This window comes from Chitinophaga sp. HK235, assembly GCF_018255755.1.
In the GTDB taxonomy this organism is placed as follows: domain Bacteria; phylum Bacteroidota; class Bacteroidia; order Chitinophagales; family Chitinophagaceae; genus Chitinophaga.
Map to the genome: position 1 here is coordinate 1,722,413 of NZ_CP073766.1, position 18,346 is coordinate 1,740,758.

Consider the following 18,346-nt stretch of genomic DNA (forward strand, 5'->3'; position numbering starts at 1 on the left):
AGTGAATAAAGATGTATGGTTTGTTTAATGGTCATTGTTAAGTTGTTCATTAATGTGGGCGGCCACTACAGCGGCTCCTTCCTCTTTAGTCATGGAGATGTGATCACCTGGTGCAATGCAGGCATGTGAACGGGTAGCAAAGGGCGCCCATCCCAGGCTTGCATCATTATCCTCACCCGGTCTGGCGGCTGCTTTGATCAGTGTAAGACGGGTATCTGCCTTGCCGGTTACCGTATACTCCATGAATAGGCTGTGCGCGGCCATATCAAACATGCGCATCACAAATCCCAGATGTTCCTTTTCTTCTTTTACATGTTCCTTCAGATAGTCCAGCACAAACGGGATCACGGCTTTAGGCGCCAGTCCGGCCATTGCGGGCTTCAGGGCCTTCACCCATTCAGGATAAGGTTTGGAAGCAATTTTATACACTTCAAATGCTTCCAGCAATGATTCATACAAGGCATCATTTTCCAGGAAAGTTCGTTTAGGCGCTACATGTGTATCGAGGATAAAGAGTGCTTCCACTTTCTCGCCTTTCTCTTCCAGCTGCCGGGTCATTTCGTAAGCTACCTGGCCTCCGAGTGAGTGGCCGATGAGGCGGTAAGGTCCTTCCGGCTGCACTGTTTTCATCCATGCGATATTTTGTGCAGCGATAGCAGGCACATTGTCCAGAGGTTTCTCTCCTTCAAAGATGCCCATCATCTGCAGTCCGTATAAGGTGCCGGTATTTTCCAGGGCTTCACCCAAAGCGCCGTAACCTTCGCAGATACCGTTGCCACCGGGCAGGAAGAAGAGCGGCATTGCATGAAGACCTTTATTGAGCTGCAGTATATGCCGGTTACCACCGAAGCCGGATGTATGATCTCCTGCCTGTGCGATGGATTTTGCAGCTGCACGCTGGTCCAGCACTTTCGCCAGTTCCCCGATAGTAGGATAATCGAAGATGTCACTGATGGCAATTTCTCCGGTCAGTTTTTTACGGATGGTAGCGATCAGATGTATGGCCAGCAGGGAGTTACCACCAGCTTCAAAGTAGTTGTTGCTGGTACCTACCTGCGCTACTTCCAGTTGCTCCTGCCAGATCTCTGCCAACACTTTTTCTGTTTTGGAAACAGGGGCTACATAGACATTTTCTGCGTCCCCAGACTGATCAGGATCGGGCAATGCTTTTTTATCTACTTTACCATTAGCGTTCATGGGCAGGCGTTCCAGCGGTATTAATCTGGAAGGCACCATATAGTCCGGCAGTTTTTCCTTCAGGTAATCGAGAACGGTTTCCCTGTCAAAATCTTCTTTAGGTACAATGTATCCCAGCAGCTGCTTGTAGCCGTTTTCAGCGGTCCTTGCAATTACAATCGCCTGACTTACCTGACTGCATTGCAGCAGTACACTTTCCACTTCACCCAGCTCTATACGGAAGCCACGGACTTTCACCTGATCATCCTGACGGCCCAGGTATTCTATCGAGCCATCCGGCAGCCAGCGTACCATATCGCCGGTTTTATAGATTCTTTCACCGGGCACTTTACTGAATGGATGTGGTATGAAACGTTCTTCTGTGAGTTGTGGCCTGTTGAGATAACCGCGGGCCACACCGTCGCCTCCTACATACAGTTCTCCGGCAACCCCTACCGGCACTGGTTGCAGCGAGGTGTCGAGGATGTAGGCTGTACGGTTGTTCAGCGGGCTGCCAATAGGCGTGCTGGTAGTAAGCCCTTTCTCGTGGATGGGATAACTCAGCGAGAAGGTAGTGTTCTCCGTAGGTCCGTAGATGTTACTGATTTTAATATCGGGATAAGCAGTTCTGAAGCGGACCACATGTTTTTCAGACATCTTCTCACCACCGGTGAGGATAGCATGCAGCCTTCCGAATACCGTCACATCTGTATCTACCAGCTGATTGAACCATCCGGTGGTGATAAACAACACCGTTACTTCCTTATCATACAACTCGCGTTTCAGCACTTCCGTATCCAGCAGACTGTTCTCCGGACTTAATACCAGGCGGCCACCATTCAGCAGCATGCCCCAGTATTCAAAAGTGGTCGCATCGAATGACAGGGAACCGGCAGACAGTATCGCATCTGTCTCCTTCAGTGAGACATAATTGGGCTGCATCACCAGACTGGTAACATTGCGATGAGTAACCAGCACTCCTTTGGGCTTGCCGGTAGAACCGGAAGTATACATCACATAGGCCAGGCTGGCGGCGTTCTGGTTGTTGCTCACAGCACCCGGTGTATAAGCAGGTAAACTATCCTGCAGCTGATCTATGCAGAGATGTTCCATCTCCGGCCTTTCAGCAGCCAGGCGGGACGCATAGGCGCTGACGGTAAGGGATACCCTGCTGTTACTTTCTTCCAGCATAAAGGCAATCCTTTCTGCCGGGTAATCGGGGTCCAGTGGCACATAGGCGCCGCCGGCCTTCAGGATGCCCAGTATCACCACCATCATTTCCAGAGAGCGGGGTATACAAACAGGCACCATCATTTCCTCCGTTACGCCTTTCTCCTGCAGATAAAGTGCAAGGCGGTCTGACCATTCGTCCAGCTGACGGTAGGTCAATACCTCCTCCTTAAACAGCACTGCTACAGCATCCGGTCTTCTCTGTACTTGCTCTGCAAACAGCTGTACGATGGTCTTATCTTTCGGATAAGCCACAGCTGTATGATTAAAATCTTCCAGCAACAGTTTTTCATCGGCGGCATCCAGCAGCGGCAATGAAGCCACGCGTGTAGCCGGCGCCGTTACTATCGCCTGCAGCAGCTGCCGGAATTGCGACATCATGCGGGTGATGGTATCTGCATGGAAGAGGTCTGCACAGTATTCCACGCTGGCACCTATGCCTTCACGGCCTTCCCGGAAAATAATGGTGAGGTCCAGTTTGGCGGTGGTGTTGTCTGCACCTTCTTCCATCATCTCCAGCGATCCCAGTCGCAGCTCCGGTACGTCTGGCAGGTTCTGTAATACCAGGGCTACCTGGAAGACAGGGTTGCGGCTCAGGTCACGGTCTTTCACCACTACGTCCACTATTTTTTCGAAAGGCACTTCCTGATGGGCGTAGGCCTCCAGTGTTGTCTGTTTCACCTGCTGCAGCAGGGCGCTGAATGACGGGTTGCCACTCAGGTCTGTTCTGAACGCCAGGGTATTGATAAAGAACCCTATCAGCCCTTCCAGCTCCTGTCTGGTCCTGCCGGCCATGGGGCTGCCCACGCAGATATCTTCCTGTCCGCTGTAGCGGTACAGCAATACCTGGAATGCCGCCAGCAGCGTCATAAACAGGGTTACTCCTTCCTGCTGGGCCAGTACATGTAATTGTTTGGAAAGCTCACGGTCCAGTATAAACGAAGTGGTAGCACCTTTGGAACTTTGTATGGCACTTCTCGGATAGTCCAGCGGCAGCTGCAGTGCTTCCGCACCCGACAGCTTATGCTGCCAGTAGTTCAGCTGTTTGTCCAGCATATCGCCGGAGAGATATTCCCGCTGCCAGATGGCGTAGTCGGCGTATTGCAGCTCCAGTGGCGTCAGTTGTGGCTCATAGCCGCTGGTATAACCATCGTACAGCGCGGCGAGTTCGCGGACCATAATACCGGTAGACCATCCGTCTGAAGCGATATGGTGGATAGTAGCCACCAGTATATGTTCTGTCTCGTCCAATACAATCAACTGCATCCGCAGCATGTGGTCTTTTGTAAGATCAAATGGCCGTGCTGTCAGTTCTTCCACCAGCGTTTGCAGGCCAGCGGTGTCTGTTTTGTATTGCGGACCGTCAAGGACCTCCATCTGCCAGCGGTCTTTGTCCTGTACCCGCTGCCATGACTGTCCTTCACCCTGTTCTATCACGGTCCTTAAAACCTCGTGACGGTTAATGATGGTCTGTGCAGCGCGGGCCAGCGCTTTTTTGTCCAGCTTACCTTTCAGACGCAGTACGGTGGGCAGATGATAATGAACGCTGCCTTCGAGCTGGTCAATAAACCACAGCCGTTCCTGACTAAAGGACAACGGTATGTTGGCAGGTCTTTCCTGGCGGATGAGCGCTGCGGTATCCGTAGCAGTATTGCGGGATTCGAGCAATGTGGCCAGGCTTCTGATAGTAGGATGATCAAATATATCACCGATGATTACTTCCAGCTGCATCTTTTTCCGGATGGCGGAAATAAGGCGGATAGCCAGCAGGGAGTGTCCTCCCAATGCAAAGAAATCATCATCCAATCCTATTTTTTCTACCTCCAGCAGATCCGACCAGATAGTGGCCAATCCTTTCTGAATGGGCGTTTCCGGCTCTGCAAATCCGTTATCATCCTGAGTAGGTCTGTCAGGATCAGGCAGTGATTTTTTATCTATTTTACCATTGGCCAGCATTGGGAATTCGTCGAGTACGATGAGAGCCGCAGGTACCATGTATTCTGGCAACTGTGCACGCATATACGACCATACGCCTTCCATATCAAAGCCGTCAGCCGGCACAACATAGCCCAGCAGGCGTTTGTTGCCGCTACTATCTTCCCGGGCAATCACCACTGCCCTGCCTACGCCATCACCTTGTTCCAGCACCCTTCCTATTTCACCGGGTTCTACGCGGTAACCACGGATCTTCACCTGATCGTCTATACGGCCCAGGAATAAAATATTGCCGTCGGGCAGTAGTTTAACGCGATCGCCTGTACAATATAAGCGGGAGGTTTTATCTGAAGAGAAAATATCTGTTACAAATTTTTCTGCCGTCAGCGCGGGATTGTTCAGATATCCGGCAGCCACACCTTCTCCGCCAATGTACAGCTCACCCGGCACGCCCGGAGGGCATAACTGTTGTTCCGGATTGAGCACATAGATGCGGGTATTGGAAAACGGCCGTCCTACCGGGATAAACGCACCATATGCCGTATGTTCCCGGACGATATGCATCAGTTTACCAACGGTTGTTTCCGTAGGTCCGTAGTGGTTAACCACCACACATCCTGCGCTTGCAGCCCGGATAGACTCCACTACCCTGCTTTCCAGGGCTTCCCCACCGAATATCAGCAGTTTTTCAGGCAGCAACAGTTGGTCCGGTTCAGATAATGCTTTCCAGTGAGATGGTACGATCTTGATACAATCAATTGCATGATCTTCAAAATAGGTCAATACCTTCTGCGCATCATTAATAGTGGTTTTAGAGAACAAATGCAGCGTAGCTCCTATAGACAGCGATGCAAACAGGACGGTATTTCCCAGGTCCGTAGCAATGCTGGACAGGAGACCGAAAGAATTGCATTGATCTACCGGCAGATGCGCACGCAGACCTGCGATATAGTCTGCCAGGTTGTGATGGGTGACCATCACCCCTTTCGGCGTTCCGGTACTGCCGGAAGTATAGATCACATAAGCGATATCCTCCGGTGCCGGTAATTGCAGGATTTCTGTGGTCGTATAGGCGTTAAGTTTATCCTGCTCTTTATCCAGGCAGATCACTTCCAGGCCTTCTGTCACAGGCAACACATGACTGTTGCTGCTATGACTGATCATCACTTTGGCGCCTGTATCCTGCAACATGTATTTAATTCTTTCTGCAGGGAAGTCTGGTTCTATCGGCACATAGGCAGCGCCGGCACGAAGTATGCCCATCACCGCCACGATCATATCGAGCGAGCGGTCTATACATACCGGTACCAGTACATTGGCATCTACTCCTTTGCTGCGCAGGTAATGTGCCAGCAAAGCAGATTGCTGTTCCAGCTGTCTCCAGGAAAGCAGCTGTCCTTCAAAAACGAGGGCTGTTCTGTCAGGCGCATGTTTGGCCGCCGTTTCAAACCAGTCTATGAAAGTCTGTTGTCTTGGATAGGCTACTGCAGCGGCACTGAAGGTAGCAGACAACTGTGTTTCTTCTTCTGCGGAGAGTAATGCCAACCTGCCGATTTTTTCCTGCGGATGGCTGATGATGGCTTTCAGCAATGTTTCAAAATGTGCCAGCATCCGCTTCACGGTCCCTTCTGTGAAGAGGTCCATTGCATATTCTATGCCTGCATGCAGTCCTCCTTCGGAGTCTTCCGTCATGGAGAAGATGATATTAAAACGTGCAGTCGTATGCGTTACCTCCTCCGGAACGAGCGTGAGCTTGTGCAGGTCAAACTCCGGTGTTCCCGGTGTATTGTCCATCACAAACATCACCTGGAAGAGCGGCCTTCTGTTCGGGTCTCTGTCTTTCACCACCGCTTCCACTATTTTTTCGAAAGGCACGTCCTGGTGTTCAAAAGCATCCAGCGTAGTTTGTTTCACCTGTTGCAGCAGCTCCGTAAAGGCAGGGTTATTGCCAAGATCACTGCGTAGAGCAAGGGTATTGATAAAGAAGCCGATGAGCCCCTGTGTTTCCTGCTGGGTACGGCCAGCAGCGGAAGTACCCACACTGATATCATCCTGGCCGCTGTAACGGTGCATCAGTACATTGAAGGCAGTGAGCAATACCATATAGAGGGTAGCACCTTCCTGACGGCCCAGCTGATGCAGCTGCCGACCCAGTTCCTTGTCCAGTGACAGGCCTGTTCTGCCTCCACGCATGCTGATGGTGGATGGTGGTGTAAAGTCAGTGGGAAGGTCCAGTGGGGCTACACCATCCATTTTGTTTTTCCACCACAACAGTTTGCGGTCCATTACTTCGCCGGCCAGGTGGGCGCGTTGCCATATGGCATAATCCGCATATTGTAATGTCAGCTCAGGGAGGTTGGCTTTGATGCCAGACACACGGGCGTTATACAATGCCATCACTTCCCGGGTAGCGATTCCCATAGACCAGCCATCGGCTGCAATATGGTGGATGGTGAGCACCAGCAGGTGCTCATCGTCCTGGAAACGAAGCAGCTGCGCACGCAACATATGGTCGCGGGAAAGATCAAATGGTGTGCGGATGAGCGCACCGACATATGTTTCCCTGGCTGTTTCGTCAGCATAGGCTGTGTGATCATCGATCATCGTCAGCTGCCAGCTATCCTGAGGCAGTACATGCTGATACACGGTGCCATCTTCTTCCTGCATCACCGTCCGGAGCACTTCATGGCGGTTGACCAGCTGCTGCAGACTGTATTCCATTGCGGAGATGTCCAGTTCACCTTTCAGGCGAAGCAGCAGCGGGATATGATATTGTACGCTGCCTTCCAGCTGGTGGATGAACCACAGCCTTTCCTGGCTGAAGGACAAAGGAATCCTTTCACCTCTGGTCTGTACAGAGATGGCAGGTGCAGCTTTGTGATGACCTTCTGCTGATGTTAACCAGCCGGCCAGTTGTGCGATGGTAGCATGCGCAAAAATGGTTTTGATAGGCACCTCTACCTGCAGATGGCTTCTGATAAGCGCGATCAGCCGGATCACCTGGAGAGAGTTACCTCCGCTTTCAAAGAAATTATCGTTTATCCCTACCCGTTGTCTGCCCAACACTTCCTGCCAGATATCTGCCAGTACTTCTTCTATATGGGTGCGGGGTGCTATGTATTCTTCTGTCAGCAGTCCGTTTTCATCCGGTGCCGGCAGAGCATTTTTGTCGATCTTACCATTGGCGGTCAACGGGAATTTTTCCAGTTCTACCCACAACGCGGGTATCATATATCCTGGCAGTCTGCTTTTCAGGTGATCGAGTACGACAGCTTTTTCATAGTTGGCAGCGGCTACTATATAGGCTACCAGCTGACGGTTGCCATCATGGCCTTTTCTGGCCAGTACTACGGCCTGTTTTACTGCTTCGCAGGCGGCCAGTGCACTCTCTATCTCACCCAGTTCTATACGGTAACCACGCACTTTCACCTGTTCATCCATCCTGCCGAGATATTCGATGGTACCATCTTCCAGCCAGCGACCCAGGTCACCGGTGCGGTACATCCGGTCTTCCGGTATATCGCTGAACGGATCAGCCACAAACTTGGATGCTGTAAGCTCGGAGCGGTTCAGATAACCAGCAGCCAGACTATCACCGGTCAGACAGATCTCGCCCGGTACTCCTACAGGACAGAGACGGTCTTGCCGGTTGAGGATATATACCCTGGTATTGCTGACAGGGCGGCCAATGACAGGTGTACGGTCTTTATTACCGGCTACCAGTTCATAACTGGTGGCTACCACCGTATTTTCCGTAGGACCGTAGTTGTTGACCACCTTATAGGCCAGCCCGCTGACATCTGTTGCCGGCAGCTGGTCACCACCGGTCAGCAGGTATTGCAGCGGAATAATTTTGTTGGCTGAAGCCTGAATAAATTCCTGTACCTGTGCTGTAGAGATGAATGCATGGGTGATGCCTTCCCTGCGATGCAGGGCTATCAATTCAGGCATCAGCAGGCGGGTATCATCATCCGGCAGGTATACAGAAGCGCCGGCGGCCAGATACGGCCACACTTCCCATCCAAAGGCATCAAAGCCTACACCAGACACCGCGGTAGCCTTGCTATGGAAAGTAACCTTAAATGCTGACTGATGCCAGTGTATCAGGTTATTCAATCCTCTGTGGGGCACCATCACTCCTTTAGGCAGACCAGTAGATCCGGAAGTATAGATCAGGTAAGCCAGATCATTGGGCCGCACCACAGGCAATGTGCCTTCGGGCACATGTTTGTTGATCAGCTCCCGGTCTCCATCCATCCGGACAACAGTCATATTATCCAACACCGGCAGATTACTACCGTGAATGCTGTCGGTGATCATCACCGACGCGCCGGTATCTTCCAGCATATAACGGATACGGGCCAACGGATAAGCCGGATCTACTGGCACATAGGCAGCCCCTGCCTTCATGATAGCCAGCATGGCCAGTATCATTTCCGGCGAGCGGTCCAGGCAAACAGGCACCCAGGTACCTGCTGTCACACCTTTACGCTGAAGGTAATGTGCCAGTTGTGTAGCACGTTCCTGCAATGTTTTATAGGTGAGCGTTGTCTGACCGGAAGCCAGCGCCGTAGCATGCGGGCGCATGGTCACCTGTGTATCAAACAACGATACTATCGTTTCCCTTACAGGATAAGCACTGACAGTATTATTAAATGCTTCCAGCAGATATTTTTCTTCCGCATGGCTCAGCATCCGCAGCTGGCCCACAGCGGTGTCCGGAGCATCGGCCACTGCGCGCAGCAACTGCTCAAAATGCATCAGCATACGGCTGATCGTTTCTTCACTGAACAGGTCTGTACAATATTCAATACTTCCCATCAGACCATCAGCGCCTTCTATCATGGAGCAGCTCAGATCGAAGCGGGAAGTGGTATGCGTCATGTCCTGCTGTTGTAATTCCAGCGGACCGAGTTTCAAAGCTTCTCCTTCTGGTGCGTTCTGTAGTACAAACATCACCTGGAACAGCGGCGTTCTGCTTACATCCCTGTCTTTCACCACTGCGTCCACTACTTTTTCAAAAGGTACTTCCTGGTGCTCATAGGCGCCAAGGGTGGTCTGCTTCACCTGCTGAAGTAAGGTAGTAAAGGAAGGATCATTTGACAGATCACTGCGCAGTGCAAGGGTATTGATAAAGAAGCCTATCAGTCCTTCTGTTTCCTGTCTTGTTCTGCCGGCAATAGGGATACCTATACAGATATCTTCCTGACCACTGTAACGATACAGTAATACCTTGAAGGCCGCCAGCAGCGTCATAAACAAGGTAGTGCCCTGTTGCTGCGACAAAACCTGTAAGGTCGCTGACAACTCACGGTCAAGCCTGAACGAATACATGGCACCTTTCGTGCTTTGTACAGCAGGTCTGGGGTAGTCTGTAGGCAGCTGCAAGGTAGCTGTGCCAGACAGCTTGTTTTTCCAGTAGCCCAGTTTTTCCTGTAATACTTCACCAGAGAGATATTCCCTTTGCCACAGCGCATAATCTGCATACTGGAGTTCCTGTGCAGGCAGGGATGACGTGCGATGTTCCGTATAGGCGGCATACAATTCCACCAGTTCGCGAACGATGATGCTGGTAGACCAGGCATCAGAGGCAATATGGTGCAGATTTACCACGAGTACATATTCATCCTGAGGCAGGATGATCAGGTGTGCGCGCAGCATGTAGTCATGCTGCAGATCAAAAGGCGCATTGATCAACCTGTTGATGTACTCCTGTAAAACGGCTTCATCTCCGGCTATAGGCGTACTGGAAATGATCTGCAGCTTCCAGCTGTCTGCGCTGAGTACGCGTTGCCATGCTTTTTCATCTTCATGTTCTATCACCGTACGCAGCACTTCATGTCTTTCAACAATTGTTTTGAGTGCTGCAGACAATGCCTCTTTGTCCAGCGTACCTTTCAAACGCAGTACAGATGGCACGTGATAATGCACGCTACCTTCCATCCTGTCTATAAACCACAGCCTTTCCTGGCTGAAGGACAGCGGAATACGGGCTGGTTTTTCCCTGCGTACAAGAGCAGGCACCTTCGCCTGCGGCGTACGGCTTATCAGCTGTGCAGCCAGTGCTGCTATAGTGGGATAATCAAATATATCACCGATAGAAACTTCTGCCGCCAGCTCCTTACGGATGGCGGAAATCAGGCGGATGGCCAGCAGGGAATGTCCTCCCAATGCAAAAAAATCATCATACAAACCTACCTGCTCTACTTCCAGCAATACCGACCAGATAGCAGCCAGTTTCTTTTCTGTGGCAGTCACCGGGGCTACATAACCCTGCTGTGTGTCCTGGCTGTCTTCAGGGTCTGGTAAAGCTTTCCGGTCTACCTTTCCATTGGCCATTAACGGGAACGCCTCTACGACAGACCATACAGCAGGATGCATATGGTCCGGCAGTTCCTTTTTGACATATGCCAGCATGGCTTCCTTGTCAAATACGCCGGCAGACAGCACGTAGGCCAGCAGGCGTTTTTCACCATTGCGGTCCGGCCTTGCCAGCACTACTGCCTGGGTGATAAGACCACTTCTCACCAATACATTTTCTATTTCACCCAGCTCCACGCGATATCCGCGGATCTTCACCTGATCATCGGCACGTCCCAGGAACAGGATGTTGCCATCGGGGAGGTATTTTACCAGGTCGCCGGTACGATACAGCAGCGTAGCGGATTCCGGCCGGAAAGGATCGGCCACAAAGCGGGTGCTGGTCAGTGTTTCCTGGTGCAGGTAACCTGCTGCCACTCCATCGCCGCCAATATACAATTCACCCGGAACACCGGCAGGACATAACTTACCGGAGGCAGACACCACGTAGATGCGTGTATTGGAGAATGGTTTTCCAATAGGTATCTGTTGTTCGTAAACAGCACCTGGCTGCACGATATGCATCAGTTTTCCTATAGTCGTTTCCGTTGGCCCGTAGTGGTTGACTACTGTACAGGTGCTTCCGGAGGTACGGATCATTTCTATGACACCAGTATCCAGTGCTTCTCCTCCAAACACCAGCAGCTCACGGGGCAACAGTAAATTACCCGGCAGTGATAAGGCTTTCCAGTGAGAAGGTACAATTTTGATACAGTCTATCGGATGTGCCTTAAAGTAGTTGCTGATCAGTTCAGCATCGTTGATAGCATCTTTTGTAAATACATGTAATGCTCCACCGGTGGCCAGCGCGCCGAAAATAACCGTATTCCCGAGGTCAGTGGCAATGCTGGACAACAATCCAAACGAATGGCAATCTGCCAGCGGCAGCGTATTTTTTAAGCCATATACATAGTCCATCAGGTTCTGATGGGTGACTATCACACCTTTGGGATTGCCGGTACTACCGGAAGTATAGATGACATATACGGGTTGTCCGGGCACATAGTGCCGTGGCAACCTTGTAGCAGGCATGGCTGCTATGGCCTGATCATCTGCATCCAGCGCGATCACCTGCTTTTGTACGTTCAGCGGCAATTTGCCGGTACAAGCCACACTACTCACTATCACACTGGCCTGGGTGTCTGCTATCATATAACTGATTCTCTCTTCCGGGAAATCAGGGTCCACCGGCACATAGGCGCCGCCGGCCTTCAAAATACCCAACAGGCCCACCAGCATGTCTGTAGAACGTTCTATACATAAAGGCACCAGCGTACCGGTGGTAACGCCTTTGCTGCGCAGATAATGCGCCAGGCGGGAAGCCCGGGTATCCAGCTGCTCATAGGTCAGTACAGCCGTGTCGCATCTTATAGCCACCTGTTCAGGCACACGGTCTGCCTGTTGCTCAAAAAGATCAGTAATAGTAGTATGTGCGGGATAATCAACGCTGGCAGTATTCAACAACGACTGTTTTTCCACTGAGGTCAGCAGATCAATGTCTTTCAGCGTAATCGTTTCTTCCACTGCGATCTGATGCAATACCTGTTTAAAATGCCCGGCAATCGCATCCAGATAATGATCATCCAGCAGGGCGGTATTGTAGGCAAACAACAGGCTTGTTTCTGCCGCGATACTGATGATAATCGTCAGCGGATAGTTGGTATGCGGATGTGATTCCACATGGCTTACTTTCAGTTTCCAGTCCTGAGCATTCACCACTTCACTGACAGGATAATTCTGGAAAGTGATAGAAGTATCAAACAGATCTCCCCCTAATCCTGCCCACTGCTGCACCTGGAGCAGGCTGTTGTATTGATATTCCCTGCTTTGCTGCTGGTCTGCCTGCAGCTGCTGCAGCCATGACACGACAGTTTTGCTTTCGGCTATTTCCGCATGCAGTGGCAGTGTATTGATATATAACCCCACTCCACTTTCCACACCGGCCAGGTTTTCAGGACGGCCTGATACTGTGACACCATAGGCTACATTGCGGCGGCCCGTATAGGCATATAACAGGAACGCCCACACGCCCTGCATGAGGGTATTGACCGTAATATGATTTTTTTGCGCGTAGTATGACAGCTGTTGCGTAAAGGCTGCGTCCAGCAACAGTTTTTTGCTGCTGTAGGCACCCACCCCTTTGGTACGGGCTGTAGTAGCGCCGATAAACGGCAGCAGCGTGGCTTCTTCCAGCCCATTCAGATACTGCTTCCAGTATTGTTCCGGCTGTTCATCGCCAAGACGATCCAGATAACGGATATAATCTTCGAAGCGGTCTTCTTTTGCCGGTGGTAACGGACTGCCGGTTACCACTGCTTCATAACCACTCAGCAATCCTTCTACCAGTATAGGCAGTGACCAGCCATCCAGCAGGATATGGTGAGATGTCCATAACATTCTGAAATGATTGTCTTTGAGACGAACCAAAGTCAGACGCATCAGGGGCGCTTCATTAAAATCAAATCCACGACGCAGGTCAGCTGCTTCAAATTTTTTAAACAGGCTGTTTTGTTCTTCCTTAGTATGATGCGAATAATCCAGTATTTCCACCGGCAGCGTTACTTTGTTGTATACGCATTGCACCGGTATGCTAAACTGATCGTAATAAAAGGCTGTGCGGAGAATGGTGTGTTTTTGCAGCAACAGGTCCCAGCTTTTCACAAAAGCTTCTACCTGCAGATCTTCCAGTTCCACTACCATTTGTTCTGTATAGGTACCACCTTCTTCTGCATACAGTCGGTGAAACAACATCCCTTCCTGTAATCCGCTCAGGCGGTACAATCCGCTGATCTGACCACGACGGGGAGCACCATTCCAGGAGGCATCCAGGAAGTTGTCCAGTTCTTCGTTGGAAATAACGGCACCCAACCCATAATCCGCGGGGGTGAAAACAGGTTCCGGTAGGGATGCGCAGTGTACGATCAGTCTTTCCAGATGCGATGCATAACTGGCTGCCAGCTGTGCTATGCTGTTTTCGTTAATATGTTTGCGGCTATAGCTCCAGTCCAGGAATAGTTTCCCTTCCTTTACGAGCCCGGTAATACTCAGCTTCTCGTGTAATGGGTATCCGGCTGCGATATCTTCACCGGAAGATTCCGATGCTCCACTGAAAAATCCGGCTTCATCTTTCAGGTTGTCTGATTGTCCGAGATAGTTAAAAACGATGTCCCATGGATCATTTCCTTGCAAGGCAGGTACTTTGTGGAGATATTTCAGCACACCGAAACCGATACCTTTATCCGTTATTTTACGCAGCTGTTCTTTGATGGATTTCAGTGTATGACCCGCAGGGCTGCCGGTTTCCACTTCCAGCAGTACCGGGAACAGATTGGTAAACCAACCTACAGTACGGCTGGTATCTATGCCTGCTGCAATATCTTCCCTGCCGTGCCCTTCCAGGCCAATCACAACGGAAGACGCACGGTTCCAGTCTGCCAGCGTCAACGCCAGCGCGCAAAGCAGGATATCATTGATTTCGGTATGGTAAGCTTTCGGTGCTTCTTTCAGCAAACGGTGAGTCAGATCAGGTGTCAGGTTGACACTATAATTTCCCATATCCGATGCCGTTACAGGTCCTTCGAATATATGATCGGTTTTCAGCGGCACTTTTTTCTGCATCACTTTTTCCCAGTAAGGCAGCTGTGCCTGTCCGCGCCGGGATTCACCGTATGTTACCAGTGCCTGTTGCCACTGGCGGTAGGAGCTGCTTTTCCTTAATGGCAACTCTTGTCCCTGCAGCAGCTGCTGCAGATCTTCCAATAAGATACGCCAGGACACCGCATCAATAGCCAGGTGATGTATGGCAATAAACAAACGGTTGGCAGCTTCCCCTTCAGGTGTCTGCACCAGTACAGCCCGCACCAGTATACCACTGGTGATATCGAGGCTTGCCTGGAACTCGTTGCAGGTGGCCGTTATAGCAGCCGGTAGCTGTTCCTGCGGAACCGTGCGGAGGTCTGCTACATCCAGCCTGCCTTCATAGGTACCATATTCCTGCTCCCACTGGCCTGCATTGTGATGATAAATAAAACGCAGCGCATCATGGTATGCCACCAGCTTTTTGAGGACCGGCGCCAATGTAGCGACGGTGACGCTTTTATCGATGCCCAGCAACACACTTTGGTTGAAATGGGAGATATCTTCCGATTCAATATTAAAGAACCATTGTTGAATAGGCAACAATCCGCTGGTGCCGGTCAGTACGCCCTGTTCACCGGTTACTGCACTGGCCTGCTTCGCCATCATATGTGCTGCCAGTCCGGCAATATGCTGATGAACAAACAGGTCTCTGGGCTGTAACTCATACCCCGCGTGCCGGAGGCGGCTTACTATCTGTATGGTGATAATGGAGTCACCACCCAGTTCAAAGAAATTATCGTATATACCTACCTGTTGTACGCCCAACAGATCTTTCCAGACACCTGCCAGCACTTCTTCCATCTTATTGCGAGGTGCCACATAAACAGTAGCAGCACTTTGCAACACCGGTTCCGGCAATGCTCTTTTATCAATCTTACCATTGGCAGTCAGCGGTAGTTGGTCCAGTACTGTCAATACAGCCGGCACCATGTATTCAGGCAAACGGCTTTTAATATCTGCCAGTACAGCATCCTTATCGAAGTCATTATCGGCGCCAACATAGGCCACCAGCCGTTTGTGGCCGGCAGCATCTGATTTCACCATCACAATCGCCTGCCTTACTCCTGTATAAGACAGTAACACGCTTTCAATTTCTCCGGGTTCAATGCGGTAACCCCTGATCTTCACCTGATCATCCACACGGCCGAGGTAAACGATATTACCATCCGGCTGCCAGCGCACCCGGTCTCCGGTGCGGTACAACCTGGCTCCAGGAACATCACTGAAAGGATCGGGGATAAATTTTTCTGCGGTCAGTTCAGGCCTGTCGAGGTAACCGAGTGACAGCCCATCACCACCCACATATAGTTCTCCGGCCACGCCCACCGGCACCAGCTGCTGTGCGGCATCCAGTACATAGGCCGTACGATTGTTCAGCGGCACTCCAATGGGTGTACTGGCGGTAAGCCCCTGACTGTTGATATGATAACTTAAAGAGAAGGTAGTGTTTTCCGTAGGGCCGTAGATGTTACTGATGCTGATGTCCGGATAGGCTTGCCGGAAACGCTCCACATGTTTTTCAGACATCTTCTCTCCTCCGGTAAGGATAGCCGAAAGCCTTGCAAACACAGTAACATCCGTATCTACCAGCTGATTAAACCAGCTGGTGGTAATAAACAGCACCGTTACTTCCTTGCTGTACAGTTCCTGTTTGAACACAGCACTGTCCAGCAAACTGTTTTCCGCACTCAATACCAGACGGCCGCCATTCAGCAGCATGCCCCAGTATTCAAAAGTGGTGGCATCAAAAGCCAGCGATCCTGCCGACAAGATCGCATCCGTATTCTTAAGGGAAACATAATTAGGCTGTAATACCAGGCTGGTGATATTCCGGTGGGTGACCAGCACGCCCTTGGGCTTGCCGGTAGAACCGGAAGTATACATCACATATGCCAGGTCCTGCGGCGAAGGCAGGTTATCAGGAGCCGCCACCGGCTGGCCTTCCAGCAATTCGGGCAGTCTGTCTAAAAATACCAGTTCTGTTTCCGGCCTTTCTGCTGTGAACCGCTCATTGAATGCGGTGGTGGTGAGCAACAGATTGCTCCGGCTTTCTTCCAGCATAAAGCTGAGCCTTTCCGCCGGATAAGCCGGATCTAAAGGCATATAAGCCGCACCAGCCTTCAGGACGGCCAGGATGCCTACCATCATTTCCATTGACCGTTCCATACAAACCGGCACCAGACTACCTTTCCGCACACCTTTACCGCGGAGATAATGGGCCAGCTGATTAGAACGTTCATGGAGTGTTGCGTAATGCAACACCTCTTCTCCAAATATCACCGCTACCGCATCCGGCGTTTGCTGTACCTGTGCTGCAAACAATGCAGGCACCGACTGATCATCTGCATAGGCCACAGCGGTATTGTTAAAGTTCGCCAAAGCCTGTTGCCGCTCTTCGTCAGTGAGCAATGGCAGTACACTGATCAGGGTATCCGGCGCCTGTAATATGGCTTTCAATAGCTGCCGGAAATGCCCGATCATCCTGTTGATCGTCTGTTCTTCAAAAAGATCTGTACAGTATTCAAGACTTCCTCTCAGTCCATCGGCGGTTTCCTCCATCACCAGCGACAGGTCAAACTTCGCACTGTCGTTGGTTATTTTTTCTTCAGACAATAACAGCGGCCCGGCATCTCCTTCTTTGGCCGGCGGTGTGTTCTGCAATGCAAATGCAACCTGGAATAACGGGTTTCTGCCCGGATCACGCCCTTTGACCACCGATTCCACTATTTTTTCCAGTGGTATCTGCTGATGATCGTAGGCACTTAAAGTGGTATTTTTTATCTGCCCGAGCAATGCAGTAAAAGTGGGTTGATTACTCAGGTCGCTGCGCAGGGCCAGGGTATTTACGAAAAGACCGATCAGTCCTTCCATTTCAGCCCTTGTTCTGCCAGAGATCGGACTGCCTACACAGATATCTTCCTGTCCGCTGTAGCGGAACAACAATACCTTAAAAGCCGCCAGCAGCGTCATAAACAGCGTCACATCTTCCTGTCGCGACAGCTGCTTTAACTGATCAGACAACTGACCATCTATTGTAAAATGAAGGGTGGCGCCCCTTGTGCTCTGTACCGCAGGTCTTACATAATCCAGCGGCAGCTCCATCGGCGCTACACCTGACAGCTGTTTTTTCCAGTAGTCAAGCTGTTGCTGCAACAAGGCGCCACTCAGATGTTTGCGTTGCCAGATGGCATAATCGGCATATTGTATTTCCAATGGTTGCAGCCGGTGAGTCCTCTTGGATACGTAAGCGTCATACAGTTCCTGTAACTCGCTTACCAGTATGCCGGTAGACCAGCCATCTGAAACGATATGATGTAGTGTTAATACCAGTATATGTACCTCTTCTTTCAGGATGATCAGCTGCGCACGCAACAGATGGTCTTTAGCGAGATCAAACGGAATGGAAACGTAGTTATTGATTGTTTCCTTCAATGCTGCATCATCATTAGCATATGCAGTCCCATCGACCACTGACAGCTGCCACTGGTCTTTTGCCATTACATACTGCCATGGCTTGCCGGCTTCATCACCGGATACACGGATAACCGTTCTCAGAATTTCGTGGCGGTTCACAATCTCCCGCAGTGCCATTTCCAGTGCATTGCGGTCCAGTGTTCCTTCCAACCGGAGGGCTGCGGGCAGATGATATTGTACGCTGCCTTCCAGTTGATCAATAATCCATAGCCGTTCCTGACTGAAGGAAAGCGGCACCGGCGTTCCGGCTGTTCTTCCGGAATCCGCCACGATGGCCGCATCTGTTGCAGCAGCTGTACGCTGATGATGTTGCCTGAAATAAGTGATCAGGTGATGTTTGTTATCCTTCAGCACTTTCAGCAGGTTGCTGTCTATTTTTTTATCCTTGTTAACTTTTACAACCAGGTCGTTTTCATCATAGGATATTTTTACTCCGGAATCCTGGGCCTTTCCCAGCAAGTCAACGATGTCAATTAAATTAAAATCTGACATATACGGCTATTTGATTTAAGTAAGAGATATAAAGGGTCAA

1 protein-coding gene is annotated in these 18,346 nt (G+C 50.8%); it reads right to left on the reverse strand.

The features are described 5' to 3' along the window. Positions 1-24 precede the first annotated feature (24 nt). On the reverse strand, positions 25-18,306 hold the full coding sequence (locus KD145_RS05565) for a non-ribosomal peptide synthase/polyketide synthase (protein ID WP_212004915.1): 18,282 nt from the start codon (positions 18,304-18,306) through the stop codon (positions 25-27). Positions 18,307-18,346: the final 40 nt, after the last annotated feature.

Bases quoted from the DNA above. Each gene is read 5' to 3' on its own strand.
- KD145_RS05565 (WP_212004915.1), bottom strand. From the start codon at position 18,306: ATGTCAGATTTTAATTTAATTGACATCGTTGACTTGCTGGGAAAGGCC.